Below are 26011 nucleotides of genomic sequence, written 5' to 3'. Positions count from 1 at the left end.
GTCCTTGAAGGCGGCATCCCACCCTTGGCGGTATGCAGGACATACCCTTCTGGGCGCAGCATGCGAGTCAGTGCGGAGAGCACGTTGGGCTCGTCGTCGACCAGGAGCAGCCTGGCAAGTACGGCTTCCTGCGCTACGTCTTCCATGCAGCTTACTCCTTTCCCGGTGAAGCATCGTGCCGAAACGGCCTCGACTGTTTTATCGGCGGAAAGGGAGGAAGCTTTAGCAAACGGGGCCAGGGAGCCCCGTGTCTTGCGTCACGAAGAGGAGCGGGAACCCTAAAGGTGAGCGAGCACCGTGTCGACGCTGCTCTTGTCGACCACGCCGCGTTCGGTATCGATGCCGACGTAGGACACCACGCCATCCTCTGCGATCAGGGCGAAACGCAGGCAGCGAATGCCCATGCAGGCACCGCTGGAATCCTTCTCCATGCCCAGGGCGCGAGTCAGCTCGGCGTTGCCGTCGGCCAGCATCAGGATCGCCTGGGCGTTCTGGTCCTTCTGCCAGGCGCGCATCACGAAGGCATCGTTGACCGCCATGCAGGCCAGGGTATCGACCTTCTCCAGCACCTTGTCGGCCTTGGCCACGAAGCCGGGCATATGGGTGTTGGAACAGCCGGGCGTGAAGGCGCCCGGCACGCCGAACAGCACCACGCGCTTGCCGGCGAACACCTCGCTGGTGGTGATGTCCTCGGGGCCGTCGGGGCCGTTGGTCTTGATCTTCACGTCGGGGATCTTGTCGCCTACGGAAATGGGCATTGGACAGCTCCATGTCATGTCATTGGTAGCGATACTGTAGCGCAGTATGGCGGCTTGGCACGTTGCCGAATGTAGCCCGGTCAGCTGCCCTGGTAGGCGTCGAAGACTTCCTGGCCGGTCATGTCGTGGGTCTCGTTGGCGAAACGGTAATACGCCGGCTTCTGGTCGATGAATATCTGGGAGTCGAAGCTCCATGCCTCGCCGCCGTCGACCAGGCCCACCGGAATGGCATAGTGGTTACCGGTCTTGAGGCGATAGAAGAGGTGGGTGCCGCAGCGTCGGCAGAAACCGCGCTCGGCCCAATCCGACGAGGCATAGACCGTGATGCTCTCCTCGCCTTCTATCTCGACGTCGCTGACCGACTCCAGCGCCAGCAGCGGGCCGCCACCCCAGGTGCGGCACATGTCGCAGTGGCAGGCGCCGACGTTCTGCTTGTTGACTGCCACGGCGACCTTCACCGCGCCGCACAGGCAACTGCCGCGTGCATTCATCCCGTCTTTCATTGGGTCTCCTCCGTTGAGCATTGAAGTGTTCATCATGGCGAAGGATAGCCTTCGCAGCGAAGGTTCGCAGTCTCATGTTGCGGGCCTGCGACCGGCTCCGTAAGCCTGGCCAGGCCGGCTAATCGGGGTCATCCGAGACGAAGGCTTGGCGATGAAAGGCAGCTGCGGCCTCGACCTCGGCCAGGCCGGTGATGCTGGGCTCTTGCAAGGTGCCGCCAGCCAGAGCCTCGAGAACCGTCCTGACCCCGCGTGACAGGGAAATGAGGTGGTAACCCCCTTCCAGCACGAAGACTAGTTGGCCCTTGCAATGTCGGCGTGCAACCTCTTGAAGTATTCCGGTCATGGCGGCAAAGCCTTCGAATGAGACATTGAGGGCGAGATCGAACGGGTGCGGATCGAACCCTGCCGATACGAGAATCAGGTCCGGTTGGAACCAGTCGGCGGCAGGCACCAGGATTTCGTTGAAGGCCTTGAGGTAGGCCTGGTCGCCGGCTCCGGCCGGCATGGGGACGTTGACCGTGGTGCCTTCGCCCAAGCCAACGCCGATCTCTTCCAGTTGCCCGGTGCCGGGATAGAAGGGCGAGGCACGGTGGATATCGAAGAACAGCACATCGGGGTCGGCATAGAAGATGTCCTGTGTGCCGTTGCCGTGATGGGCGTCCCAATCGACGATCATGACGCGCCTGCAACCGAGCTCCGCCTGGGCATGGGCGGCGGCGACGGCCACGTTGTTGAACAGGCAGAAGCCGCGGGCACGCGCCGGCTCGGCGTGGTGCCCAGGTGGGCGTACCAGCGCGAAAGCGGACTCGCTGCGCCCCTGTATGACCGCCTCGACTGCGGCGATGGCGGTGCCGGCTGCCACTTCGGCGGCATCGATGCTGCCGGTGGAAACCGCCGTTGTGTCCACGTCGAGCCAGGCATTCTTGCCGCGTAGATCGAAGATGTGGCTGAGATACGAACTGGTGTGGACGCGCCCCAGCTGCTCCCGCGTGGCCGCCTTGCCAATCTCGAAGCGCAGGCCGGGCACCGGCTCGAGTTCCAGCAATTGACGAATGGCGCTGAGCCTTCCTGCGTGTTCCGGGTACTTCCAAGGCACGTTCAGCGATGAGAGCAGTTGGCGTATTCGCCGCTCCATGCGGCTGGGCAGGAAGGGTGCGTCGGAGTCAGGCTGGTGCGATAGCACTCGTTCGTCGTAGAAAGCGATCACGCTATTGGGCTCGGCCACGTTCCGCTCCTGCAGGAAAGGTGTCGTTTTCCCACAGCATAGCCGCTTGCGAAACGCTAGCCGCCTGGATTCAGGGCCGACGCCTGGATCATGGCGTGAAGCGCCGCGGCGGCGGCCGAGAGCGGATGCCGACGACGCATGACGATGCCCAGTGGGCGGCTCACGTCGGGTGCCGTCAGCGGCCGGTAGTCGATGCCGTCGGTGGCGATCTGGCGGAAGCTGAGCCGCGGCAGCACGCTGATACCGAGGCCGGCGGCCACCATGCGACCCACGGTAGCGATCTGGCTGGCGTCGCAGAGGATCTCCAGTGGGGTGCCCACCTCGGCCATGATGCGGTCGATGTCCTGGCGCGAGCTGGAGAGACGATTGATGCCGATGAAGGGGTGGCCGGCCAGCTGCGCCCATTGCACGCTCTGCTGCTCCAGCAGCGGGTGCCCGCTGGGACAGACCGCCACGTAGCGATCCACCAGCACCGGTTCGAAAGCCAGCTCTTCGGTATCGTGGGGGGCCACCGAGAGCCCCAGGTCGGCACGGCCCTCACGCACCAGTTGGCTGACCTGCTCGGCCAGCACGTCGTGCAGGCTCAGGTTGATGCGTGGATGGCGGGCATGGAAGGTGGCGATGATGCCGGGCAGCAGGCCCGCTGCCAGGGTGGGCAGCGCGGCTACGGTGACCTTGCCGCGCTGCTTGGAGAAGCGCTCCTCGAGGTCGTCGAAGGCTTCGGACCAATCATGCAGCAGGCGTACCGCCACCGGTAGGAAGGCTTCGCCCTCGGGGGTCAGGGTGAGCTGGCGCGTGGTGCGCGAGAACAGCGCGCCGCCGACGGCCTCCTCCAGCTTGCGCAGGGCGATGGAGATCGCCGGCTGAGAGAGGTGGATGCGCTCGCTGGCCTCGGCCAGGCTGCTTGACTGGGCCACGGCGACGAAGGCGCGCAGCTGCTTGATGCTGGGTTTCATTTAGAAAGTAAAACACAATTTAAAAACTATTCAATATACAAAACGTAGGGGGCGCACCATGCTGGTTGCGTAGGCCATTCCACCTGCAACACGACAACAACAAGCCCGCAAGCCGGGCCCAAGGAGCCACTCATGAAGCCAACCATGAAGACCCTGCTGGCCGCCGTGGCGGCCAGCGCCACCCTGCTTTCTGCCGCTGCCGTACAGGCCCAGGAGCGCCTGCTGATCGGCTCGACCTCCAGCTCGTCGAGCCACTACGGTTACTTCGTCGCCGTCAATCAGATCATCAACAACCAGGTCGAGGGTGTCAGCGCCTCGGTGGCGGAAACCGGGGCCACCGTCGACAACCTGCGCCGCCTGAGCCGCAATCAGATCGACATGGGGCTGGTGACCACCAACACCGGCTACCACGCCTATGCGGGGCAACAGGACTTCGACGGTCGTCCGGTCGACAGCCGCCTGCTGTGGGTCTATACCGTGGCGCCCCAGAACGTGGTGATACGCGATGATGCCGATGCCTCCAGCCTCGAGGAGCTCGACGGCGTGCGCTTCAATCCGGGTATTACCGGCTCGGCTACCGAGAGCACCACCGAAGCGGTATTCGAGACCCTCGGCATCTCGCCCGACTACGTACGCGGTTCGACCACCGACGTGGTCGATTCCATCAAGGACGGTCGCATCATGGGCTACGTCAAGTCGGGGGTCGGCAACAAGCTCGACGGCTCGACAATGGACATCGCTACCTTCACGCCGGTCAACGTGCTGTCGCTCTCCGAGGAGCAGGCCGACACCCTGCGTGCCGAGATGCCCGATTTGGCCGTGGTCGATATTCCCGAAGGCGCCGGCGAAGGCATTCCGGCCTATACCACCTGGGCTTTCGGCGTTGCCGTGCATGCGCACCCGGACCTCGACGAAGAGACCGCCTACCAGATCGTCAAGGCGGTGATGGAGAACCCCGAGCCGCAGGCCAACGCCTTCTCGGCCGTGCGCGACGAGGACCTGGCGCAGATGACCCTGGAGGTCGGTACCGTGCCGTTGCATGCCGGTGCGGCACGCTACTTCGAGGAGCAGGGGCTGGAGATTCCCGACGCCCTGCAGCCCGTCGAGTAACGCCAGGAGGCGATTGCCATGCGCGAGAATCTGACCAAGCTGCTGGCCCTCGCATTGGGCGGGCTGATCCTCTACACCTCGGCGTCCGGCCCCTTCGAGAGCCTGATCCAGCGGGCCATCTTTCTCGCGCTGGTGATCCTGCTGGGGCTGACCCTCTATCCGCTGGGTGCCGACAGGCGCTGGCGGCCGCTGGGGCTGGCCGTCGACCTGTGCCTGGCCGTCGGCACGGTGCTGGCCTGCGGCTACGTGGCGATGAACCATGAACGGATTCTCGTCGAGCTGCCTTGGGCCACGCCGCAGGACATGCTGTTCACCGGCGTGCTGGTGGTTACGGTGCTGGAACTCTCACGGCGCGCCATCGGCGCGATATTCCCGCTGCTGGTGTTGGCGGGGCTAGCCTATGCCTGGCTTGGGGCGGCGATTCCCGGGCCGCTGGGGCATCGCGGCTTCGACCTCTTTTTCATTACCGAGACGCTCTACCTGGGTGACCTGGGCGTGTGGGGCATGCTGGTCGGCGTAGCCGCTACCACCATCGCCGCCTTCGTGCTGTTCGGCTGCCTGCTGCTGCATACCGGCGGCGGCCAGACCTTCATGGATCTGGCGCTGCGCATCAGCGGTCGCTCGCCGGGTGGTGCGGCCAAGGTCGCCACCGTGGCCTCGGGACTGTTCGGCATGGTCAGCGGCAGTGCCGTGGCCAACGTGGCCACCACCGGCAATTTCACCATTCCCATGATGAAGCGGCTCAATTATCCCGCGCCTTTCGCCTCGGGAGTGGAGGCGGTGGCTTCTACCGGCGGCCAGATCGCCCCGCCGATCCTCGGCGCGGCGGCCTTCATCATGGCCGAGATCCTCGGCGAGAGTTACCTGCGCATCGCGCTCGCCGCACTGCTGCCGGCCATCCTGTTCTATCTCGGCGTGTTCATGACCATTCATCTGGTGGCCAAGCGCCGCAACCTGCAGGTGGTGCCCGACGATGAACTGCCCACCTGGCCGGATGTACTGCGCCCGGAGCGGATCATCCCGATCCTGGCGGCGCTGGGCGGGCTCTTCTACGGCGTGCTGTCGGGACGCTCGATCCAGATGGCGGCCTTCTACGGCATCCTGATGACGGTGCTGACCTTCGTGCCCTTTGCCTTGCTGGCGCGCAGGCCGCTGCGCGAGATCGCCGGCAAGCTGCTGGCGGGGCTGATCGATGCCGGCAAGGGCATGGTGATCATCGGCGTGCTGCTGGCCGGCGCGCAGATGCTGGTGGCAATGATCGGCATGACCGGCATCGGCGTGACGCTCGCCAGCCTGATCGTCAACGTGGGTGGCGAGTCGCTGTTCCTGGTCGCCTTCATCGTCGGTGGCGTGTGCCTGATCCTGGGCATGGGCATTCCCACCACGGCGGCTTACGTGCTGGTGGCCTCGGTGCTGGCACCGGCGCTCACCACCATCGGCGTCGAGCCGCTGATCGCCCATCTCTTCGTGTTCTACTTCGCCACCCTCTCGGTCATCACGCCGCCGGTGTGCGTGGCGGTTTTCGTCGCGGCGGGCATTGCCGGTACCAACTGGCTGCCGGCGGCGGGCGAGGCGGTGCGCCTGGCGGCGGCGATCTACGTCATTCCCTTCCTGCTGCTGATTTACCCCGCCCTGGCCGGCTTCGGCAGTGCCGTGGATATCATGCTGGCCTGCTCCCAGGGCGTAGTGTTCGTGGTCGCCTTCGCCGCGCTGATGTCGCGGGTGGCGATGAGCGGCAACCGGCTTCTGGACGTGGCGGGGCTCGTGCTGGTGGTGGGCCTGGCGCTCATTCCCGGCTGGCTGACCACGGCCGGGGCGTTGCTGCTGCTGGTGGCGCTCTTCGCCCGGCGCCGCCAGCGCCTGGTGGCGGCCTCTTCTGGTGAGAGAAGGCTTGGCGAGAAGACACCGAACGCTCAAGGCATACCGGCCAAGGAGACCCACTCATGACCTTTCTGCTGGGAAGCGGGGCGGGATTCTCCGGCGACCGCACCGATGCGGCCATTCCGGTGGTAGCCGAGCTGATCCGTCGCGGCCAGCCCGCCGCCTTGCTCTTCGAGACCCTGGGTGAGCGCACCCTGGCGGCAGCCCATCGCGCCATGCGCGACGACCCGGCGGCCGGCTACGAGCCGCTGCTCGGGGAGCTGCTGGCGCCGGTGCTCGACGACTGCCTGCGCCACGGGATCGCGATTCTCGGCAACTTTGGCGCGGCCAACCCGGACGGCGCCTGTCGCGTGGTGGCCGAACTGGCCGCCACCACCGGGCGGGGGGGCGCCAGCATCGGCCGGGTGCATGGCGACGACATCCGCGCGCGCCTCGGCGAGCTGGAGCTGCAGCGCTGGGAAGCGGAGAACCGCGAGCTGCCCGGCGAGGAGGCGCTGATCTCGGCCAACGTCTACCTGGGGGCGGCGCCCCTTGTCGAGGCGCTCGAACTCGGCGCCGAGGTGGTGGTCAGCGGTCGGGTAGCCGACCCGGCGCTGTTCCTGGCGCCGCTGGTGCACCACTTCGGCTGGGCCTGGAACGACTGGGACCGCCTGGCAGCGGGCATGATGGCCGGCCACCTGGGCGAGTGCGGGGCCCAGGTCACCGGGGGCTACTTCGCCGACCCCGGTTGCAAGGAGGTGCCGGACCTGGCAAGGGTCGGCTACCCGATCATCGAGGTGGAGGAGGATGGTCGCCTGGTGGTGACCAAGCCCGCCGGTACCGGCGGCATGGTCACCGCGCGCACGGTCAAGGAGCAACTGCTCTACGAAGTGCACGACCCGGCCAATTACCTGACCCCCGATGTGGTGGTGGATCTCTCCTCCGTGCGGGTGGAGGAGCTCGGCCCCGACCGGGTAGCGGTGACCGGCATCCGCGGCAAGCCGGCCCCGCAGCGGCTCAAGACCACCGTCTGCTACGAAGGCGGCTGGCAGGGCGAGGCGGAGATCTCCTACGCCGGGCCCAACGCCCTGGCCAGGGCCCGGCTCGCCGCCGAGGTGCTGCGCGAGCGGCTGACGTTCCGAGCTCCAGTGGAGCTGCGCTCGCGGCTGGACATCGTCGGCCATGCCAGCGTGTTCGACAGCGATGTCGGCGACCTGCAGCGCACGCTGCCGGCGAGCGCCGGCGGCGACTATCGTCTGCGCCTGGCCGTCGAGCACTCCGAACGGCGCTGGGTGGAGCGCGCCACCCAGGAACTGCTGGCTCTCTATTGCGCCGGCCCGGCCGGCGGCGGCGGGGTGCGGCGCCAGTTCCAGCGGCGCGTATGCACGGCTTCCTATCTGGTCAAGCGCAGCGACGTGGAAGCCTTCGCCACCCTGTTCGATGCCACTCTTTTCGAGACGAAGATGGCCAACGAGAGGAGAGACGCCGATGTCGCCCACTGAAACGAACATGGCCGCAAGCACGGCCGGTGGGCGTGAGGTGGCGCTGCATCGCCTGGCCCACGCCCGCGCCGGCGACAAGGGCGACCGGCTCAACCTGGCGCTGTTTGCCTACGACCCGCATCATTACGCGACGCTGGTGGAGCAGGTCACCGAGGAGCGGGTGTTGGCGCTGTTTGCCCACCGCGGCGCCAGCCGCGTACGCCGCTACCTGATGCCGGGGCTTGCCGGCATGAACCTGGTGATCGATGACGTGCTGCAGGGCGGCGTCAACGGTGCGCTCAACCTGGATGGCCATGGCAAGACGCTCTCCTTCCTGCTGCTGGGGATGAGCATGGTGGTCGAAGACGTGCTCCGCTGAAAGGAACGGCGCCTGCCCGGATTCGCATGACATCGTCACGGGAACCTGGGCAGGCGCCGTTGTTCTGGCGCTGATCTATCAAGGCGGGCCCGGCAACCTGGCACCAGGTTGCCGGGCGCTTTCGTCTCAGCGCAAGCTCAGCGCACCGGCGCCGGTGTCCTCGCCCACCGCGTCGGTATAGGCCTTGGCTTCCTCGGCTTCGACTTCGGGCGAGAAGCGCACGACCAGGGCACACAGCGAGGCGATTATCACGGCGATGCCGAGATAGAACAGCCCCTGCTGGTAGGAGAGCGACTCCGAGCGGAACAGGAAGCCGGCCGCCACGGCACCGGCATTGCCGCCGGCGCCGACGATCCCGGCCACCGCCCCCAGCGCCTTCCTGTTGATGAAGGGCACCACGCCGAAGGTGGCTCCCTCGGCCATCTGCACGAACAGGCTGAACACCAGCATGATGCCGATGGCCAGCGTCAGCACGTGCATCTGCGAGAAGAACAGCAGCGCTATGCCTTCGCAGAGCATGGCGACGAACAGCCAGCGCACGCGACCCTTGAGGCCGCCGTTGCGCGCGAACAGGTCGGAGAAGACACCGCCCAGGGTGCGGGCGAAGATGTTCATCAGCCCGAACAGGCCGGCGATCATGCCGGCGGTGGCCAGCGTCAGGTCGAAGTTGTCGAAGAAGTAGATGGCGGCAATGTTGTTGATGGTGAGTTCGACGCCGAAGCAGGCGGCGTATACCACGAACAGCGCCCACACGCGGATATCCTTGGCTGCGGCCTTGAAGCTCGCGCCCATGCCGTGCTCGCCGTTGGCTTCGGGGAGTTCGCCGCGGGCGCGCAGCTCGTCGAAGTTGCCGTCAGGAGCGTCCTGGGTGAACCGGTAATAGCCGATACCGGCGAAGAACAGCACCACGCCGGGGACGATCATCGCCAGGCGCCAGCCGAGCGCCTCGTTGACGCCGAGCATCAGGATGCCCGAGAAGATCAGCGGCATCAGGATCTGCGTAGTGCCGCCACCCAGGTTGCCCCAGCCGGCCGAGGTGGCATTGGCGGTGCCGACCACGTTGGGCGCGAACATTACCGACGTGTGGTACTGAGTGATGACGAAGGAGGCGCCGATGGCGCCGATGGCCAGGCGCGCCAGGAAGAAGGTCTCGAAGCTGGAGGCCAGGCCGATGCCCATCACCGGTAGCGAACCCAGGCACAGCAGCCAGGTGTAGGCCTTACGCGGCCCGATTCGGTCGCAGAGCACACCCATGACCAGACGTACCACAATGGTAATGGCCACCGAGGCGATGATGGTGTTGCCGATCTGGGTTTTGGTCAGCCCCAGGTCGTCACGCACGATGGCCATCAGCGGGGCGATACCGAACCAGCCGAAAAAGCAGAGGTGGAAGGCGAACCAGGAGAAGTGGAAGGCGCGCATCTGTGGCGTGCGCAGGCTCAGGAGGCGGATGCGGTTCGCCTTGTTGCGAATTTCCATGGGCTAGGACCTCGTACGGATTGCCGATACGTGAGTTCGCCCTTCTCCGTTGAAGGTCAGGTCTGACGCACTCGTGCTTCCCTCGAGAAGCCTGGTCCACGCCTACCCAGCATTTGATTTATATCAAGCAACCTGTTTGCCACACCGATGGCTTGTTCTTTTAAAACATTCAGTTGTGGTCTGATGGGTGGTGGCGGGAATGGCCGACTGCGAACGCGGCGTGATAAGAATGGTGCAGCGCCGCAGAAGAGTGCCCCCTGCTGGTGCTGCGAAAGCGGCAGGGGGCGAGAGGAAAGTGCGCAAGGTCGCGCACAGGAATGACGAAGGGCTCAGTGCATGGCCAACTGCGTGGGTGCCCGGTCGCAACTGAGGAAGGCGGAGTTTTCCAGCCACTCGGGGTCGGGGTAGTAGGCGAACAGGTAATGATCCTCCTTGATACTGTCGATCAACGGGTAGGTCACTTCCTGGCGTACCGCCGGACAACCATGGCTACGGCCCAGCCGGCCGGTTTTCTGAATGAAGGATTCGCTGACGTAATCGGCGCCATGGATCACGATGGCGCGCTGGTAGGCCAGGTCGTTGACGCCATCTTCCAGCCCTTCCAGGCGCAGCGAGTAGCCGTTGCTGCCGTAGTAGCTGTTCATGGTGCGGAACAGGCCCAGGCTCGACTGGTGGCTCTCGGGGGTGTTGGAGAATAGCGTGGCCTCGGCATCGCCCGAGCCGCGGCCGTGGGAGACGAGTTCCTCGAACATCAGCCGCTCCTTCGCCAGATCGAAGACCCACAGGCGCGGCTCGGTGGAAGGGCGCGAGAAGTCGATCACTGCCAGCCGTTCGGCATCGGGCTCGGCGCAGGCCAGGGCGCTGGCGGCAAGCTCCAGCACCTGCGGGTCGGCGTCCGGCGCGAGGCGGGTCAGGGTCTGGCTCAACGGCGAAGAGGCTGGGTAAGAGAGGCCTGCCTGGGCCAGGAAATCACCGGCGTGGACGGTGCTGGAAAGGGCTGTGGGTAGTGTGACCAGCAGGGAGGCGGCCAGGGTCGGTAGAAAGCGCATCGAACATGCCTATACGTTGACGCCGCGAATGGCAGGTGCCGCTCGCAGAAACAGAAAAGGGTGAATAAGGTAAAAACGGACCCGGCTGACTGGCAGCCATGTACCAGGCCCTATTATGAAGAGAGTGGCCAGGAAGACCAGACTAGCCATCAACGGAGCAGGAGCAATAGATGCGGGTTATTACATGGATGGGAATGTTGATGCTGTTGCTTGGCCTTGCACCCTTGGCCTGGGCGGAGCAGGGAGAGGCAGCAAGAGCGTGGGAAGATGAGCCGGGCGTGGTGGGAGAGCTGGCCCGTCAGGCGGCTTCGGAAGGGGCACGAATACAGGATTTCTATGCCCTGCGTGACTATCGTCCGGCATGGCAGGATGCCGACGCGGTGGCTGCGTTCACTTCGGCGCTGCATACCCTCGAAAGCGACGGGCTCCATCCTCAGGATTATCGCCCGGATGAGTTGAGGAGTCGGCATCGAGCGGTCTATGACGACGGCGCCGATGTCGAGGCGCAGGCGCAATACGATCTTTTCGCCACGCGGCAACTGCTGATGGCACTCGACCATCTGCAGCGCGGCAAGGTCGATCCCGAAGCGCTCGAAACCGGTTGGGAGGTGCCTGTGGCGCCCCCCGATTACTCCTTCGCGGCAGTGTCCGGTGCCGTGGATCAGCAGAGATTCGAGGCACTGATCGGCGAAGTGCGGCCGGATTTCGTCCCCTATCAGCGGCTGCGCTCGGGGCTGGCGCGCTATCGCAACATCGAGAAGCTGGGAGGCTGGCCGCGCCTGCCGGAGCGGGAGCAGGCGCTACGCCCGGGAGACGTCGACGAAGACGTCCCACTGCTGCGCGAGCGTCTAGCGGTCATCGGTGAACTCGAGATAATGATGGCCGATAACGACATCTTCCCCGGTGGGGAGTTCGAGGCGCCTGATCCGCGCCGCTACGATGCCAGCCTCGAGGCCGCGGTAAAGCGCTTCCAGCGTCGGCACCTGCTGGAAGCGGATGGGATCGTCGGGCGCCAGACCCTGGCGGCGCTCAATGTTCCGGTGGAGCGCCGCATCGACCAGATCCGCCTCAACATGGAGCGTGCTCGCTGGCTGCTGCATGGCTTGCCGGAGTCCTTCGTGCTGGTCGACATTGCCGGCTACCGGCTCAACTATTATCGCCCTGACGGCCAGATCTGGCGTTCGCGCATCGTGGTGGGCCGGCCGTATCGGCGCACGCCCTCGCTACGTTCGGAAATCACACACCTGACGGTGAATCCCACCTGGACGATACCGCCCACCATCAAGCGCGAGGATGTATTACCCAAGGTGCGGCAGGATCTCGGCTATCTGTGGCGCGAGCGGATCCAGGTGCTGAGCCCGTCGGGCGCTCCCCTCGACCCCTGGGAGATCGACTGGGACAACCCCGGCAACATCGTCCTGCGCCAGGCTCCGGGCCCGCAGAATGCCCTGGGGCAACTCGTCATCCGCTTTCCCAACGAGCACATGGTCTATCTCCACGACACTCCGGCCCAGGATCTCTTCTCTCGCGAACAGCGTGCCTTCAGCTCCGGCTGCATCCGGGTGGAGAACATTCGCGAGCTGGGGCAGCTATTGTTCGACGATACCAATAGCGGTCACGACGTGGAGCGGCGGATAGAGGGCGGCGAGACACAGAACGTGCGCCTGGCCCATCGCATGCCGATCATCATCCATTACTGGACGGTCAATCCCGGCGATGACGGTGAGCTCTCGTTCCGTCCCGATATCTACGAGCGCGACGATGCCCTGCTGCGCGCGTTGGATCGCCCGCTGACACTTTGAGCCAGCGGGCAGGGAAAGGCCCCGGTCACGTCCTGTGACCGGGGCCTTGGCTAAGCCAGGCGCGCCCCACAGCGGGGACAGACCTCATGCATGCTTTCGGCTGCGCTGAGCTTGCTGCCGGCACTGCCGCCGGCCTGTGGCTCGGCGGAAGCGGGATGCTCCGAATGGATCGGCATCAGCTTGCCGCGTTCCCAGCGCAGGCCAATGTCCTTGAGCATGCGTGGGTCGCAGTCGCGCAGCGAGGCGTCACGACGACGGTTGGCATAGTGTGTGCGCACGGCGCGAAGCAGGCGACGGGTGGTGCGTAATACTGCCATGGTCTCGGTCTCCTTGAGTGGAGGCCGGGAACTTGAGCGCGGTAGGCGAGGAATGAATCATGCTTGGCCGCGACAAGTGCCGCGGCCAGCGTCCTTCAGGTGTCGTCGTTTCGACGGCTGGCACACGGCAGCAGCAAACGGGTACGCATCGCGTTATGAAATACGCGATGTTGCCAATTTGCCTTGTAGCCTTGTGGTAGCCAGCGCATGAGGAACGCGTCTCTTGAAAGGTGATGGGTTGGGGATTGTGCCGCATCGACGATGCGACTCTTTCGTTATAGCCAAACGCTGAACAAGCGTCAACGGATGGAGGGGATTTTGTCCGGGCCTAGCGATAGCCCTCCGCCTGCAGCCGGAACAGCCTGGCATAGAGCCCGTTCTGCGCCATCAGGCTGTCATGGTCGCCGCGCTCGATGACCTCGCCGCCGTCGATGACGACGATCTGGTCGGCGGCGCGCACCGTGGAGAAGCGGTGCGAGATGAGGATGGTCATCTTGTCCCGGCGATGCTCGCGGAAGTCGGCATAGACCGCCGCTTCTGCGGCGGCATCCATCGCCGCGGTGGGCTCGTCTAGCACCACGATGTCGGCACTCTCGCGCATGTAGGCCCGGGCCAGGGCGATCTTCTGCCACTGGCCGCCGGAGAGTTCCTGGCCGCCCTTGAACCAGCGTCCGAGCTGGGTATGGTAGCCGCCGGGCATGTCGCGAATGAATTCGTCGGCCAGCCCGCGCTCGGCGGCCTCCTGCCAGCGCGCTTCGTCGGCGAAGGCCTCGACGTCGCCGGCGCCCAGGTTCTCGCCCACCTTGAGTTGATAGCGCACGAAGTCCTGGAAGATCACGCCGATGCGCCGGCGCAGGGTGGCCACGTCCCACTCGCGCAGGTCGCTGCCGTCAAGCAGGATACGGCCGCTGCTGGGTTCGTAGAGACGGGTGAGCAGCTTGATCAACGTGGTCTTGCCGGAGCCGTTGGCCCCGACCAGGGCCAGGCTCTGCCCTGGCGCAACATGCAGGGAAATGTCGCGTAGGGCTGACCTCTCGGCACCGGGGTAGGTGAAGCCGACATTCTCGAAGCGAATGCCGTCGCCGGGATGGGCGCCTTGGGTGAGGGTACCGCCTTCGGGAGCCACCGGCTGCTCCAGGTACTCGTAGAGATTCGACAGGTAGAGGTTGTCCTCGTACATGCCGCTGATCGAGGTGAGGCTGGCGGAGAGCGCCGCCTGGCCCTGCTTGAAGACCATCAGGTACATGGTCATCTCGCCCAGGGTCAACGCGCCCGAGATCGTCTCCACCACCACCCAGGCATAGGCGCCATAGAAGGCCAGCGTGCCGAGCAGGCCCAGCAGGAAGCCCCAGCTCTCGCGGCGAATGGTCAGGCGCCGGTCTTCGCCGTAGAGGGTGTCGAAGATCTTGCGGTAGCGCTCGAGCAGCAGCGGCTCCAGCCCGAACAGCTTGACTTCCTTGATGCTGTCCTCACGCGCCAGCACGGTTTCCAGGTAGATCTGCATGCGGGTCTGGGGCGAGCGCCAGCGGAACAGGCGGAAGGCGTCGCCGGAAAACTTGGCCTCGGAGACGAATACCGGCAGGGCGCCGATCACCAGGATCAGGATCGCCCAGGGCGAGAACTGCACCAGCAGCACGCCGAAGCTGGCCAGCGAAATGGCATTCTGCAGCAGGGAAAAAGTCTTGTTGACCAGCCCCAGCGGGCGGGTCGATGCTTCGCGCCTGGCCCGGGTGAGCTTGTCGTAGAACTCGCTATCCTCGAACTGGGTAAGCGAGAGCGTGCTCGCCTTTTCCAGGATCATGACGTTGACCTTCTGCCCCAGCAGCGCTCGCAACAGCGACTGCTGTGCCGAGAGCCCACGCTGGGCCAAGGCGATGGCGGCGATCACGCCGGCCTCCGCCAGCACGTAGCGCATCACCGGCCAGGTGTTCTCGAAGGTCAGGGCGGCGCCTGTCTCGCGGTGATGGGCCATGGCCGCGACCACGGCATCGACGATGAGCTGGCCGATCCAGGCGGCGACGGCAGGCAGTACGCCGGCAATCAGCGTGCAGATCGCCAGTCCCAGGGTGAGCGTGCGGGAAGTCTGCCACACTAGTGTCAGCGCGCGGCGGCTGTAGCGGAAGACGCCGAAGAAGGTCATCAGGCGGCTGCCAGCGGGCGGCGGTAGGGCAGGGGAGGCGCGGCGCATGGGCTGAGTGAGCAAGGGCTCCGTTCAAGAAACGACGCCCTGCTGAAGAGCAGGGCGTCATGGGGCGTGCTAGCTAGCGGTTGGCCAACGCTCGATCAGTCGTCGTCGTTCTCGGCGTCGGCCGAGGCCACCACTGGCCCGGTCTGGCCGGAACGCAGTGCGGCGAGCAGTGGCTCCGCCTCGCGCTGGAAGGCCATCAGGCGTTCGCCGTCGAGGCTCTGGCTCTCCGGTAGCTCGACCTTCATGGCATCGACCGCGTTGTTGTTGACGATGACTTCATAGTGCAGGTGAGGGCCGGTGCTGCGGCCGGTATTGCCCGACAGCGCAATGCGTTCACCCATCGAGACACGGTCGCCGCGATTGACCATCGCGCGCGAAAGGTGCAGGTAGCGCGTGCGGTAGCCGTTGTCGTGGCGAACCACGATGTAGCGCCCCGCCATCGGATGGTTGCCGACCTTCTCGACGCGGCCATCGGCAGGTGCCGTAACGGGCGTGCCGATGGGCATCGCCCAGTCGGTGCCACGGTGCGGGCTGACGCGTCCCGTCACCGGATGTGTGCGGCGCGGGTTGAAGCTGGAGCTCATGCGATAGCTGCCTTCGAACGGGTAGCGGCTGAAGGCGGGATCGAGGCTCTGGCCGTCCGGGGTATAGAAGTTGTTGTCATCGCTGTTGCGAACCAGCGTCAGGTCCATGCGGGCGCCCTGGTACTCGATGGCCAGCACGCGGGAATCGAAGCTGGCGCCGTCGATGATGTCGGACTCGATAAGCACCTGGAATTCATCGCCGCGGCGGGTGTCGCGGCGGAAGTCGAGCTTCTTCTCCAGCAGGCGTGACACCTGTGCCACTTCGGTACTGGAGAGGCCGGTGGCCTGGGCGGAGCGGGCAAAGCTGCCGCTGACGCTGCCGGCGAACAGGCGCTGGGTGGCTTCGCCGGCGCGCTCGATGGTCGCCACGTCGAAGCCATCCTCATCACGCTCTAGCATGAAACCTTCGCGAGCGTTCTTCATGATTCGCATGGCCAGCAGGCGTTCCTGCTCGTCGAGCTGATACTCGAAAGTGTTGCCGACCCGCCAGTGTGTCAGCAGACGCTTGTCGGGCATGTCGTCGAGCAGGCGCATCGCCTCGCTGTAGCCGAGGCCGAGCTCGTTCTGGGCCAGCACGGCGAAGGTGTCGCCCTGCTGCACGGTGTAGGTGCGCCATTCCGGCACGAAGGGTTCGGCGGCGACAACTTCTTGGTTGAAGTTGATGGGGCCATCCTCGAACAGCGCCAGCTCTTCGTCCGGATAATCCTCGTAGGAGGTCGCATCGGCGGCAAGCGCCTCGTCGTCGGTATGCATGTCGTCGAGCATGCCGCTAGCCAGGGTGCCGATGACCATGGCCATGTGCAGCGCACCGGAATCCAGCTCCGTTGCCAGTTCGATGCCGCTGGTGTCGCCGGTCGTAGCGGAAAGGCTTGCGGTAGCGGTAGCGGCATCGAGCTCGGCAGCGGCGGGAGTGGGGGACGTCGCTTGCCCTGCCTGGGCCACGGTGACTCCGGAAAGGTCGACGATCTCGCTGGGCTGCAACTGGGAGAGAGGGATGTAGTCTCGGGTGGCGTCGATGGCCTGGGTGGCGATTTCGATGGCATCGGCGACGGAGTAGCGTTCGCTGTTGAGAGCGGGGAGGCCGGGTTGGGCCTCTGGCGACAGGGGATAGAGTACGGTTTCGGGGACTTGCCCTTGTCGCTGGGTATTCTCGACAAAGGTAACGATCTTTTGCGCGCCCAGCACGGTCACCATGGTGGCGACGGGTAATAGCAGCAACTTATGCGTGCGGGGCAGCGAATGGAGGATTCGCAACATGTGTATTAGGCCATAAAAAAAGATGACAAGAATATAAAAAGCCACGGGAACCTTAACCCATGATATATGGCCTGCCTAGACTGTACGTCCATACAGCAAGGCGCGCCCGGAGCCCCTCGCATTAGGCTCCAGGCGGTCTAAATGTTGTCGAACACTGTTCAACAAAGTCATTGAACGTGAATATAAGGTAGGAAACAACCCCTGTTCGGTAAATGAATGGCATGCGTCAGTCGGTGAAGCTGCCATTGCGATAGTCGTGCAGCGCCTGGTCGATCTCGTGCATGTGGTTCATCACGAAAGGGCCATAGTGGACGATCGGTTCACCATGCGGCGTGCCGGCGAGTATCAAGCACTGGGCACCCTCGCGGCTGGAGAGGGCCAGCGTATCGCCTTCGCCGAGACGGGCCAACTGGCCGGCTGCGACATTCTCGCCGGCGATTTGCAGGGCACCGTCGAAGACGTATACGGCCAGCGTTTCACTGCTTGTCACGAGCGCCATTTCGCCGCCAGCCTCGAGCCGCGCATGGGCCACGGCGCCGTCGCCGGCCAGGGAGTCCAGCGGGCCCGCGACGCTCTCTCCGGCCTGCGTCGTCCAGCTGCCACCGAGCGCAATCAATTCCCCCTTGCCGGATTGCAGGCGCGGCATTTCACCGCTGCGCACATCGCGGTAGCGTGCTTCGCTCAGTTTTTCCCGTGCCGCCAGGTTGAGCCACAGTTGGAAACCATGCAGCCCCTGACTATCGGTCAGCGGCATTTCGGCGTGAACGATGCCGCGGCCGGTATGCATCCACTGGGCGTCGCCGGCCTGGATGGTACTGCTGTGTCCCAGGTGGTCTTCGTGGGTGATGCCGCCATGGATGATGTAGGTCAGCGTCTGAATGCCGCGGTGCGGATGCGGAGGGAAGCCGCCAATGTAGTCGTCGGGTCGATCGGAGCCAAGTTCGTCGAGCATCAGGAAGGGGTCGAGTTCACCGTCGAAGCGATGGATGCGTTGGATGTGAACGCCGTCGCCATCCTGGCTGGGGTGGCTCTGGATCAGGCCTTCGATGCGACGAATACCGGGGCTGGCGACCATGGTGCGGTCTCCCATTGTGGTTCTCAAATGGTGGATATGCCTGGCATTCTAGACCGTTTTTTTCGAAGATTAAGCGCAACGTTTCGCAGCTTTCATTCGAGGAAGTCGAATATGTCCCGCGTCACCCTGGCCCAGTGGCAGATGCTCGCGGCAGTCGTCGACCACGGCGGCTTTGCCCGCGCCGCCGAGGCGATTCACAAGAGCCCATCCACCCTCAATCATGCCGTGCACAAGCTCGAGGAGCAGCTCGGCGTCAGAGTGCTGGAGCCGGTGGGGCGCCAGGTGCGTCTGACTGAGGCCGGCGAAATGCTGCTGCGCCGGGCGCGCCAACTGATCGAGAGCGCCGAGGCGCTGGAGGACGTTGCCGGTCGCCTCTCCGAGGGGCTCGAGGCCGAAGTGGTCCTGTCGGTCGACCAGATCTTTCCCACGGCTGCCTTGGCGGCAGCGTTGAGCCGTTTTTCAACCGAATATCCTTACGTGCGTGTACAGCTCCATGAAACCGTGCTCAACGGTGGCATCGAGATGCTCTACGACGGCCGTGCGGATCTGGCCATCTCGGGACTCGCCGCACAGGGCTTCCTCGGCGAGCCGCTGGTGTCGGTCCGCTTCATTGCCGTGGCCCACCGCGACCATGAGCTGCACGCGCTCGATCGTGAGCTCGACCTGCGCGACCTGCAGCGTCATCGCCAACTGGTGGTACGCGACTCGGCGCTGCGACAGTCGATGGATGCCGGCTGGCTCAAGGCGGAGCAGCGCTGGACGGTCAGCCATCTCGAGACCTCCATCGACATGATCCGGCGCTGCCTGGGGTTCGCCTGGCTACCCGAAACGCGCATACACGACGACCTGAAAAATGGCTTGATGCGCCCGCTGCCGCTCTCGGCCGGCGTTATCCGTGAGGTTCCCATGCAGATGATCTTTCGCGACCGCGATCGCGCGGGCCCTGCGACCCACGCCATGGCCCGCGCGCTACGCGAAGCGGTAGCGAGTACCTGTTCGGGGCATGAGGGATCGTTCGCTTTTTTCGATGGCAGGGGCGGAAAAACTGCGCTTGAGCGATGAGCAGGGCACGTTACTCTCACTAACCAAATGGCAGTGTTTGGAGAACGCAATGGGTCTGTTGATCGACGGCAAGTGGCACGACCAGTGGTACGACACCAAGAAGCATGGCGGTGAATTCGTGCGCGAATCGGCCAAGCTGCACGACTGGGTGACACGTGACGGTGGCCCGGGTCCCGAGGGACAGCGTGCCGTGCCGGCAGAAGCGGGGCGCTTTCATCTCTATGTGTCGCTGGCCTGTCCCTGGGCGCATCGTACCCTGATCATGCGCAAGCTGAAGGGGCTCGAGGCTGTTATCGGTGTTTCCCACGTCAGCCCGCTGATGCTCGATCAGGGCTGGACCTACCACGAGGATGAAGGCGCCAGCGGCGATCCGGTCAATGGCGTCGAGTACCACCGCGAACTCTACACCCTGACCGATCCACACTACACCGGGCGCGTCACGGTGCCGGTATTGTGGGACAAGCAGGAAGGGCGCATCGTCAACAACGAGTCGGCCGAGCTGGTACGCATCTTCAACGACGCCTTCGACGAGGTGACCGGAAACCGGCTCGACTTCTACCCTGCGGACCTCCGCGAGACCATCGACGCGGTCAACGAGGATGTCTACGAGCACATCAACAACGGCGTCTACAAGTCGGGTTTCGCCACCGAGCAGGCGGTCTACGACAAGCACGTCAAGGCATTGTTCGAGGCGCTCGATCGCGTCGAGGCGCGCCTGGCCGAGAACCGCTACCTGGCCGGCGAGTGGCTGACCGAAGCCGATGTGCGGCTGTTTACCACCCTGGTGCGCTTCGATGCCGTCTACTACGGCCACTTCAAGTGCAACTTCAGGCGCATCGAGGACTACCCCAACCTCTCGAACTATCTGCGTGAGCTGTACCAGTGGCCGGGCGTGGCCGAGACGGTGAACCTCGAGCATATCAAGCGTCACTACTACTACAGCCATGACACCATCAACCCCACGCGCATCGTGCCTAGGGGGCCGCTGCTCGACTTCGATCGCGCGCATGACCGCGAACGGTTGCCGGGGCAGGGAATACGCAGGAAAGGCTGACGTGGCCCGCCGCTCCCAGTGGGAGCGGCGTCGTGTGCTGCCGCTCGCTCAGTAGGCGGCATCCGGCTGGTAGAACTCTTCGACGTTATCCGCAGTTATCAGGTCGGCGGCAAGAATCACTCGCGACGGCACGCCGTGGTACATGTTGCCGAGGCGCTCGCCCTTCACCCCGTGTACGGCCAGGGCAATGGCGGAGGCGATCATGTTGGGCGGATAGGTCACTGTGCCGCGCACCACCGGGTGGCCTTCGCGGATCATCTCGATGACCCGCTGCGAGCCGCCCCCGCCGACGATCAGTTGGACGTCGTCGCGCTCGTTCTCTTCCACTGCGCGCAACGCGGAGAGCAGGACGTCGTCGTCGCCGGCCCAGATCGCATCGACATGCGAGTTACTGCCGAGCAGGTCCTCGGTCACGCTCAGGGCCTCCTGCGGGTTCCAGTTGGTGGTCTGGGAATCGAGGATGTTGATGCCGGGATACTCGGCCATCACCGCATTGAAAGCGTCGACCCGCTGTGAATTGATCGGAATCGGGGGGCCTTCGAGCACCAGTACGTCGCCCTCGCCGCCGAGTGCCTCGGCCATGTAGCGGGCCGCCTCTTCGCCGAGCCCGGGGTTGTCCCCGGCCAGGAAGACGTCCTGGCTCGGCTCTTCCAGCTCGCGGTCGACCACTACCGTGTAGATGCCCGATTCGTAGGCCTCGGCGATCACCTGCTGCAGCGTGGCGGGGTTATGGGGCAGGATCACCAGGGCATCGATGTCGCGGATCATCAGATCCTCGACGTTGGAAACCTGGGCGGTGCCCGAACTGGCCGACAGCACCGTGAAGCTGACGTCGTCATACTGCGCGGCCAACTCCTCGGTGGCGCGCTGTGCCCACCACAGCAGGCCAGCGGTCCAGCCGTGGTCGGCGGAGGGTACGGTCACGCCGATATGGTACTCCTCGGCGCTGGCCGCAAGCGATGTGGCGGCCAGGGTGGCCGCCAGGGCGGTTTGCTTGAGAACGCGTGTTATCGTCATTGTTGTCACTCCCGTTGCAGCGTTGTCGGAACGAATGGGCTGGCGTAACCAGCAATGACGGCGCGGCGGCCTCGTCCGCCGGCCATCGATTCCAGTCAGCCGGTGCGTCGATACTGCAGCAGCACCGCCAGCAGGATCACGGCTCCCTTGACCAGGCCCTGCAGGTAGGGCGAGACACCGGTCAGGTTGAGCATGTTGTTGATGATGCCGAGGATCAGCGCGCCGATGACCGTGCCCCACACCGAGCCGCGCCCACCGGACAGTGCCGTACCGCCGATCACCACTGCGGCGATGGCGTCGAGCTCATAGAAATAGCCGGCGTCGCTGGGGCTGACCGAGTTGAGCCGCGAACTCAGCATGATGGCGGAGAGGCCCACGCAGACCCCGGCGATCACGAAGGTGCTGAGCACCACCCGTTCGACGCGAATGCCGGCATAGCGGGCCACCTGCGGGTTGGCGCCCACGGCGCACACATGCCGCCCGAAGGGGGTATGGAAGAGCAGGACATGGGCGACGACGGCGAGACCGAAGAAGGTCCACACCGGAATCGGCAGGCCAAAAAAGTATCCGCCGCCGACCTCGGAGAAGAGCGGGTTGCGGGTCGTCACTTCACCGGCATTGGTGAAGTAGAGCGCCAGTGAGCGGAAGATCGACATGGTGGCGAGCGTGACCACGAATGCGGCCATTCGCCCTCGGGTGACCAGCAGCCCGTTGAACAACCCGAACAGCGAACCCACCGCCACGGCGGCCAGCATGCCGAGCAGCACGCCCTGGATGGGGTCGGCGATGGCGTTGACCACGTAGAGCAGCAGCACGCCGACCAGTGCCACCATCGAGCCCACCGAGAGATCGATACCGCCGGCAATGATCACGAAGGTCATGCCGATGGCGATGATGCCGGTATAGGAGACCTGGCGCAGCACGTTGGAGATATTGCGCGCATTGAGGAAGTACTCGCTGGCCAGTGACGAGAGCACGAAGAGAATGAGCAGCGCCAGCAGTGGCGCCAGAATGGTGGCGTTGATCGGCAGTCGGCGCAGCCGCTGCAGACCCAGTTGCCCCATCGGTTTGGAATTGGAAGCGTCGTTCATCTCAATGTACCTCGGCCGCTGCCTGGCCGCGCTGGCGTGCACCGGCGGCGTAGAGCATGATGTCTTGTTCGTTGATCTGATCGTCGTCGAGCTCGGCGGCGATGCGTCCCTCGCGTATCACCAGCACCCGGTCGCACAGGCCGATGATCTCCTCCAGCTCCGAGGAGATGACCATTACCGCCTTGCCCTGGTCGGTCAGCGAGCGGATCAGCCGATAGATCTGCTGCTTGGTGTTGATGTCGATGCCGCGAGTGGGCTCGTCGAGGATCAGCACCTCGGGATCGATGTCGAGCAACTTGGCGAGATACACCTTCTGCTGGTTGCCACCGCTGAGCAGGTCGACCGGATCGCCGAGCCGCGCCGCCTTGATCGCCAGGCGCTGCTGGTACTCCTCGGCGCGTCGGCGCTCGGCGCGGTGACGTATCAGTCCGCGCACGTAGCGCGGCAGGCTCAGGGCGGTGATGTTCTCCATCACGTTGAACGACAGCACCAGCCCCTTGCCCTGGCGGTCTTCCGAGAGGTAGGCCAGGCCGTTGGCATGCGCCACGCGCGGCGAATCGACGGCCAGCGGCTTGCCGTCCAGTTCGATCTCGCCGGCGCTCTTGCGGCGCAGGCCCATGATCGCCTCGGCGATCTCGGTGCGCCCCGAGCCGACCAGCCCGGATAGCCCCAGCACCTCGCCGCGGTGCAGGGTGAAGTCGATGTCGTGAAGCAGGCCGGCGATGCTCAGGCCGCGTACCTTCAAAGCCACATTGCCCCGAGTCGAATTCTTGTCGGGATAGATCTGCGACAGTTCGCGGCCGACCATCCTGCAGGCCATTTCCTCCTCGCTGAGTTCGCCGGCCTGGCACAGTTCGATCTGTTGGCCGTCGCGCAGGATCAACAGCCGATCACACAGCTGCTTGACCTCCTTGAGCTTGTGCGAGATGAACAGTACCGCCACGCCCTTGGCCACCAGCGCGCGCACCACGTCGAACAGCACCGCGACCTCGCGGTCGGTCAGCACCGTGGTGGGCTCGTCGAGAATCACGATGCGCGCATCGTTGACCAGCACTCGGGCCACCTCGACCATCTGGCGCTCGGCGACGCTGAGCCGCTCGATGGGCTGCTCCGGATCGAGCTCCACCGCCAGCGAGCGCAGCACTTCGCGGGTGCGTTGGCGCATGCGGGCGCGATCGAGCAGGCCGCCACGGCGAATCTCCTGGCCCAGGAAGACGTTCTCGTAGACCCGCAGGGTCGAGACCAGATTGAACTCCTGGGGAATCATCGCCACGCCGTGGCGGCGTGCCGTGATCGGGTCGAGTGCGCTGAAGGTACTGTCGTCGAGGGTCACCCGCCCGGCGCTGGGCGTATACACGCCGCTGATGATCTTGAGCAGTGTCGACTTGCCGGCGCCGTTCTCGCCGAGGATGCCCAGTACCTCGCCGGGGGCAAGCTCGAAGGAGATGTCCTCGAGCACCGTGACCGGGCCGAAGGCCTTGCCGATACCCTCCAGGCGCAGAATGGGGCGGCTCATGGCTCGCCCTCTGTGGCTTGCAGTGGGGTCCAGGCGCCCGCGGCGCGGCTCGAGGCAAGGGTGGCGGCGATGAAGCGCATGCCGTCGACGCCATCCTCCACGCCTGGCAGCCAGGGCATCTCGACGCCTTCGCCGAGTCCGTCGCTGAGCGCCTGGTAAAGGTTGGCAAAAGCTTCCAGGTAGCCCTCCGGGTGACCGCCGGGAATACGAATGCTGCGGGCGACGTCAGTACCGAGCCGATCGTCGCGGCGCGTCAGGCGCTGGGCCGGGCCGTCCAGCGGGGCGAAGTGGAGCTCGTTGGGCGACTCCTGTGCCCAGCGCAGGCTGGCCTTCTCACCGACCACCCGAATGCTCAGGGCGTTCTCGAACCCGGGTGCGGTCTGGCTGGCCCACAGCATGCCCCGGGCGCCGTCGGCAAAGCGCAGCATAGCGTGAACGTTGTCGTCGAGTTCGCGACCCGCCACGGCGTTGAACAACTCGGCGCTGACCTCGCTGACGCGCTGGCCGCAAATGAACTGGGCCAGGTGAAAGGCGTGCACGCCGATATCGCCCAGGCAGCCCGCCGCCCCGGACTTGGCCGGGTCCAGGCGCCAGGCGGCCTGGCGGTTGTCCGGCCCCGGCGCCTCGCTGAGCCACTCCTGAACGTACTCCACCTGCACGCTGCGAATGTGGCCGAGTTCGCCACGCGACACCAGTTCGCGAGCATGCTGGACCAGCGGATAGCCGACGTAGGTATGCGCCAGCACGAAGCGCTTGCCGCTGGCCCTGACCGCCTCGGCCAGCCGCTGTGCCTCGTCGACGCTCAGCGTCATCGGCTTTTCGCAGATCACGTGCATGCCCGCTTCCAGGCAGGCCAGCGCCGCCGGAAAGTGCAGGTGGTTGGGCGTGACGATGGCGACGACCTCGGCGCCGTCTTCGCGCTCGGCCTCACCGGCAAGCAGCGCCTGGTAGTCGGCATAGCAGCGTGCTTCGGCCACGCCCAGCTCGCGGGCCGTGGCCCGGTTGCGCTCGGTCTGCGACGAGAAAGCCCCGGCAACCAGCGCGTAGCGATCGTCCATGCGCGCGGCGATGCGATGCACGCCGCCGATCAGCGCGCCCTGGCCGCCACCGATCATGGCCAGCCGCAGGCGCTGCGGCGTCTCTTGGCGTGATGTAGCGTTCATGTCGGGTCTCCTCAGGGTCAGTCGAGCCCCAGCAGGGCGCGATTGGCTTGGCGGTCGGTGCCGGCGTCGGCGAAGTCGTCGAAGGCGCGGTCGGTCACCCGAATGATGTGCTCGGCTACGAAGCGGGCGCCCTCGGCGGCACCCTGCTCGGGATGCTTGAGGGCGCACTCCCACTCGATCACCGCCCAGCCCGCGAAGTCGTACTGCGCCAGGCGCGAGAAGATGCCCTTGAAATCGACCTGGCCGTCGCCCAGCGAGCGGAAGCGCCCGGCGCGTTCCACCCAGGAGCTGTAGCCGCCGTAGACGCCCTGCTGGGCGGAGGGATGGAACTCGGCATCCTTGACGTGGAACATGCGAATGCGCGGGTGATAGCGGTCGAGGAAGGCCAGGTAGTCGAGCTGTTGCAGCACCATGTGCGACGGGTCGTAGAGGATGCAGCAGCGTGGATGCTCGTCGACGGCGGCGAGGAAGCGCTCGAAGGTAATGCCGTCGTGAAGGTCCTCGCCGGGGTGGATCTCGAAGCAGAGATCGACGCCCTCGCTGTCGCAGACGTCGAGAATCGGTTTCCAGCGCCTGGCCAGTTCGGCGAAACCCTCTTCCACCAGCCCGGCGGGTCGCTGCGGAAAGGGATAGAGGAAGGGCCATAGCAGCGCACCGGAGAAGGTAGCCAGCGCACTCAGCCCCAGGTTGGCGCTGGCCCGTGCGGCGAGCTTGAGCTGTTCCACGGCCCAGGCCTGGCGTGCCTCGGGGTTGCCATGCAGCTCGGCCGGCGCGAAGCCGTCGAACAGGCTGTCATAGACCGGATGCACCGCCACCAGTTGCCCCTGCAGGTGGGCGGAGAGTTCGGTGATGGCCAGGCCGTGCTCGGCCAGCATGGCCTGGATCTCCTGGCAGTACGCCTGGCTCTCGGCGGCGCGCTCGAGGTCGAACAGGCGCTTATCCCAGGAGGGGATCTGCACGCCTTCGAAGCCGAGCTTCGAGGCCCATTGAGCGATGCCTTCCAGGCTATCGAAGGGGGGCTCGTCGCCGGCGTACTGGGCCAGGAACAGGGCCGGCCCCTTGATGGTCTTCATCGAGCACCTCAC

The 26011-nt window shown here is 65.2% G+C and carries 22 protein-coding genes; 7 read left to right on the top strand and 15 right to left on the bottom strand.

What is annotated here, in order from left to right:
• Positions 1 to 278: 278 nt before the first annotated feature.
• From HBJ55_RS11955 to HBJ55_RS11940, 4 genes are all read right to left on the bottom strand, one after another.
• Positions 279 to 758 carry a peroxiredoxin gene (locus HBJ55_RS11955; protein WP_167114816.1) on the bottom strand — a complete coding sequence of 160 codons (480 nt, stop codon included), beginning with the start codon at positions 756 to 758 and terminating at the stop codon, positions 279 to 281.
• An 80-nt stretch (positions 759 to 838) separates the two neighbouring features.
• The gene (locus HBJ55_RS11950) at positions 839 to 1261 is read right to left on the bottom strand and encodes a GFA family protein (protein WP_167114813.1); all 423 of its coding nucleotides are present in this window, start codon (positions 1259 to 1261) and stop codon (positions 839 to 841) included.
• A 118-nt stretch (positions 1262 to 1379) separates the two neighbouring features.
• Entirely contained in the window at positions 1380 to 2486 is a 1107-nt protein-coding gene (locus tag HBJ55_RS11945; RefSeq protein WP_338072011.1) for a histone deacetylase family protein, read from the bottom strand.
• A 56-nt stretch (positions 2487 to 2542) separates the two neighbouring features.
• Positions 2543 to 3442: a LysR family transcriptional regulator gene (locus HBJ55_RS11940; RefSeq protein ID WP_167114811.1), complete on the bottom strand. Its 900-nt coding sequence runs from the start codon at positions 3440 to 3442 to the stop codon at positions 2543 to 2545.
• Between the two features lie 132 nt (positions 3443 to 3574).
• Here HBJ55_RS11940 and HBJ55_RS11935 point away from each other — a divergent pair, with 132 nt between their 5' ends.
• From HBJ55_RS11935 to HBJ55_RS11920, 4 genes are read left to right on the top strand one after another with little or no spacing between them, the layout of a single operon-like run.
• Entirely contained in the window at positions 3575 to 4552 is a 978-nt protein-coding gene (locus HBJ55_RS11935) for a TAXI family TRAP transporter solute-binding subunit (protein ID WP_240936082.1), read from the top strand.
• 18 nt (positions 4553 to 4570) lie between these two features.
• Complete coding sequence (locus tag HBJ55_RS11930; RefSeq protein ID WP_167114808.1) at positions 4571 to 6499, top strand: TRAP transporter permease; 1929 nt, start codon at positions 4571 to 4573, stop codon at positions 6497 to 6499.
• Positions 6496 to 7914, top strand: coding sequence for an acyclic terpene utilization AtuA family protein (locus HBJ55_RS11925; protein ID WP_167114805.1), 1419 nt, complete (start codon positions 6496 to 6498; stop codon positions 7912 to 7914). The genes HBJ55_RS11930 and HBJ55_RS11925 overlap by 4 nt, the downstream gene beginning before the upstream one ends.
• Entirely contained in the window at positions 7901 to 8272 is a 372-nt protein-coding gene (locus HBJ55_RS11920; RefSeq protein ID WP_206022540.1) for an AtuA-related protein, read from the top strand. The genes HBJ55_RS11925 and HBJ55_RS11920 overlap by 14 nt, the downstream gene beginning before the upstream one ends.
• A 126-nt stretch (positions 8273 to 8398) precedes the next feature.
• Here the strand turns inward: HBJ55_RS11920 and HBJ55_RS11915 are convergent, their stop codons facing one another.
• Both HBJ55_RS11915 and HBJ55_RS11910 read right to left on the bottom strand, forming a co-directional pair.
• A complete protein-coding gene (locus HBJ55_RS11915; RefSeq protein WP_167114802.1) occupies positions 8399 to 9751 on the bottom strand; it encodes an MFS transporter in 1353 nt (450 codons plus the stop codon).
• A gap of 329 nt (positions 9752 to 10080) precedes the next feature.
• Positions 10081 to 10800 (bottom strand): murein L,D-transpeptidase catalytic domain family protein, encoded by a 720-nt coding sequence (locus tag HBJ55_RS11910; protein ID WP_167114799.1) that lies wholly within the window; start codon positions 10798 to 10800, stop codon positions 10081 to 10083.
• A 170-nt stretch (positions 10801 to 10970) separates the two neighbouring features.
• Between HBJ55_RS11910 and HBJ55_RS11905 the strand changes: the two genes are divergently transcribed.
• Positions 10971 to 12602 carry a L,D-transpeptidase family protein gene (locus HBJ55_RS11905; RefSeq protein ID WP_240936081.1) on the top strand — a complete coding sequence of 544 codons (1632 nt, stop codon included), beginning with the start codon at positions 10971 to 10973 and terminating at the stop codon, positions 12600 to 12602.
• A 50-nt stretch (positions 12603 to 12652) separates the two neighbouring features.
• On the opposite strand, the gene HBJ55_RS11900 is transcribed toward HBJ55_RS11905, so the two are convergent.
• From HBJ55_RS11900 to HBJ55_RS11885, 4 genes are all read right to left on the bottom strand, one after another.
• The gene (locus HBJ55_RS11900; protein ID WP_167114796.1) at positions 12653 to 12919 is read right to left on the bottom strand and encodes a DUF1127 domain-containing protein; all 267 of its coding nucleotides are present in this window, start codon (positions 12917 to 12919) and stop codon (positions 12653 to 12655) included.
• A gap of 328 nt (positions 12920 to 13247) precedes the next feature.
• Entirely contained in the window at positions 13248 to 15107 is a 1860-nt protein-coding gene (locus HBJ55_RS11895) for an ABC transporter ATP-binding protein (protein ID WP_167114961.1), read from the bottom strand.
• Between the two features lie 95 nt (positions 15108 to 15202).
• Entirely contained in the window at positions 15203 to 16948 is a 1746-nt protein-coding gene (locus tag HBJ55_RS11890; protein WP_167114793.1) for a peptidoglycan DD-metalloendopeptidase family protein, read from the bottom strand.
• A gap of 226 nt (positions 16949 to 17174) precedes the next feature.
• Positions 17175 to 18038, bottom strand: a complete 864-nt coding sequence (locus tag HBJ55_RS11885; RefSeq protein ID WP_240936080.1) for a pirin family protein — start codon at positions 18036 to 18038, stop codon at positions 17175 to 17177.
• Between the two features lie 96 nt (positions 18039 to 18134).
• Here HBJ55_RS11885 and HBJ55_RS11880 point away from each other — a divergent pair, with 96 nt between their 5' ends.
• Together HBJ55_RS11880 and HBJ55_RS11875 are read left to right on the top strand one after the other, a co-directional pair.
• The gene (locus HBJ55_RS11880; RefSeq protein ID WP_167114789.1) at positions 18135 to 19085 is read left to right on the top strand and encodes a LysR family transcriptional regulator; all 951 of its coding nucleotides are present in this window, start codon (positions 18135 to 18137) and stop codon (positions 19083 to 19085) included.
• Positions 19086 to 19134: 49 nt separating this feature from the next.
• Positions 19135 to 20139, top strand: a complete 1005-nt coding sequence (locus tag HBJ55_RS11875; protein ID WP_167114786.1) for a glutathione S-transferase family protein — start codon at positions 19135 to 19137, stop codon at positions 20137 to 20139.
• Between the two features lie 48 nt (positions 20140 to 20187).
• Here the strand turns inward: HBJ55_RS11875 and HBJ55_RS11870 are convergent, their stop codons facing one another.
• The 5 genes from HBJ55_RS11870 to HBJ55_RS11850 form a co-directional block, all read right to left on the bottom strand.
• Positions 20188 to 21156 carry a substrate-binding domain-containing protein gene (locus HBJ55_RS11870; protein WP_167114783.1) on the bottom strand — a complete coding sequence of 323 codons (969 nt, stop codon included), beginning with the start codon at positions 21154 to 21156 and terminating at the stop codon, positions 20188 to 20190.
• A 95-nt stretch (positions 21157 to 21251) separates the two neighbouring features.
• A complete protein-coding gene (locus HBJ55_RS11865) occupies positions 21252 to 22247 on the bottom strand; it encodes an ABC transporter permease (protein ID WP_206022538.1) in 996 nt (331 codons plus the stop codon).
• A 1-nt stretch (position 22248) separates the two neighbouring features.
• Entirely contained in the window at positions 22249 to 23763 is a 1515-nt protein-coding gene (locus tag HBJ55_RS11860; protein ID WP_167114778.1) for a sugar ABC transporter ATP-binding protein, read from the bottom strand.
• Positions 23760 to 24926, bottom strand: coding sequence for a Gfo/Idh/MocA family protein (locus tag HBJ55_RS11855; protein WP_240936079.1), 1167 nt, complete (start codon positions 24924 to 24926; stop codon positions 23760 to 23762). The genes HBJ55_RS11860 and HBJ55_RS11855 overlap by 4 nt, the downstream gene beginning before the upstream one ends.
• 17 nt (positions 24927 to 24943) lie before the next feature.
• Positions 24944 to 25999 carry a sugar phosphate isomerase/epimerase family protein gene (locus tag HBJ55_RS11850; protein WP_167114775.1) on the bottom strand — a complete coding sequence of 352 codons (1056 nt, stop codon included), beginning with the start codon at positions 25997 to 25999 and terminating at the stop codon, positions 24944 to 24946.
• Positions 26000 to 26011 lie beyond the last annotated feature (12 nt).

The organism is Billgrantia bachuensis (assembly GCF_011742165.1).
Lineage (GTDB): Bacteria > Pseudomonadota > Gammaproteobacteria > Pseudomonadales > Halomonadaceae > Halomonas > Halomonas bachuensis.
Note: the sequence above shows the minus strand (reverse complement) of the source record. Positions and strands in the feature narration are given on the sequence as shown.

What these genes read in the sequence shown, in the direction of transcription:
- HBJ55_RS11930 (WP_167114808.1), top strand. Translation starts at nt 4,571, where the DNA reads ATGCGCGAGAATCTGACCAAGCTGCTGGCCCTCGCATTGGGCGGGCTG.
- HBJ55_RS11950 (WP_167114813.1), bottom strand. Translation starts at nt 1,261, where the DNA reads ATGAAAGACGGGATGAATGCACGCGGCAGTTGCCTGTGCGGCGCGGTG.
- HBJ55_RS11875 (WP_167114786.1), top strand. Translation starts at nt 19,135, where the DNA reads ATGGGTCTGTTGATCGACGGCAAGTGGCACGACCAGTGGTACGACACC.
- HBJ55_RS11885 (WP_240936080.1), bottom strand. Translation starts at nt 18,038, where the DNA reads ATGGGAGACCGCACCATGGTCGCCAGCCCCGGTATTCGTCGCATCGAA.
- HBJ55_RS11860 (WP_167114778.1), bottom strand. Translation starts at nt 23,763, where the DNA reads ATGAGCCGCCCCATTCTGCGCCTGGAGGGTATCGGCAAGGCCTTCGGC.
- HBJ55_RS11900 (WP_167114796.1), bottom strand. Translation starts at nt 12,919, where the DNA reads ATGGCAGTATTACGCACCACCCGTCGCCTGCTTCGCGCCGTGCGCACA.
- HBJ55_RS11920 (WP_206022540.1), top strand. Translation starts at nt 7,901, where the DNA reads ATGTCGCCCACTGAAACGAACATGGCCGCAAGCACGGCCGGTGGGCGT.
- HBJ55_RS11865 (WP_206022538.1), bottom strand. Translation starts at nt 22,247, where the DNA reads ATGAACGACGCTTCCAATTCCAAACCGATGGGGCAACTGGGTCTGCAG.
- HBJ55_RS11855 (WP_240936079.1), bottom strand. Translation starts at nt 24,926, where the DNA reads ATGAACGCTACATCACGCCAAGAGACGCCGCAGCGCCTGCGGCTGGCC.
- HBJ55_RS11955 (WP_167114816.1), bottom strand. Translation starts at nt 758, where the DNA reads ATGCCCATTTCCGTAGGCGACAAGATCCCCGACGTGAAGATCAAGACC.
- HBJ55_RS11850 (WP_167114775.1), bottom strand. Translation starts at nt 25,999, where the DNA reads ATGAAGACCATCAAGGGGCCGGCCCTGTTCCTGGCCCAGTACGCCGGC.
- HBJ55_RS11890 (WP_167114793.1), bottom strand. Translation starts at nt 16,948, where the DNA reads ATGTTGCGAATCCTCCATTCGCTGCCCCGCACGCATAAGTTGCTGCTA.
- HBJ55_RS11895 (WP_167114961.1), bottom strand. Translation starts at nt 15,107, where the DNA reads ATGCGCCGCGCCTCCCCTGCCCTACCGCCGCCCGCTGGCAGCCGCCTG.
- HBJ55_RS11925 (WP_167114805.1), top strand. Translation starts at nt 6,496, where the DNA reads ATGACCTTTCTGCTGGGAAGCGGGGCGGGATTCTCCGGCGACCGCACC.
- HBJ55_RS11915 (WP_167114802.1), bottom strand. Translation starts at nt 9,751, where the DNA reads ATGGAAATTCGCAACAAGGCGAACCGCATCCGCCTCCTGAGCCTGCGC.
- HBJ55_RS11870 (WP_167114783.1), bottom strand. Translation starts at nt 21,156, where the DNA reads ATGACGATAACACGCGTTCTCAAGCAAACCGCCCTGGCGGCCACCCTG.
- HBJ55_RS11935 (WP_240936082.1), top strand. Translation starts at nt 3,575, where the DNA reads ATGAAGCCAACCATGAAGACCCTGCTGGCCGCCGTGGCGGCCAGCGCC.
- HBJ55_RS11905 (WP_240936081.1), top strand. Translation starts at nt 10,971, where the DNA reads ATGCGGGTTATTACATGGATGGGAATGTTGATGCTGTTGCTTGGCCTT.
- HBJ55_RS11940 (WP_167114811.1), bottom strand. Translation starts at nt 3,442, where the DNA reads ATGAAACCCAGCATCAAGCAGCTGCGCGCCTTCGTCGCCGTGGCCCAG.
- HBJ55_RS11880 (WP_167114789.1), top strand. Translation starts at nt 18,135, where the DNA reads ATGTCCCGCGTCACCCTGGCCCAGTGGCAGATGCTCGCGGCAGTCGTC.
- HBJ55_RS11910 (WP_167114799.1), bottom strand. Translation starts at nt 10,800, where the DNA reads ATGCGCTTTCTACCGACCCTGGCCGCCTCCCTGCTGGTCACACTACCC.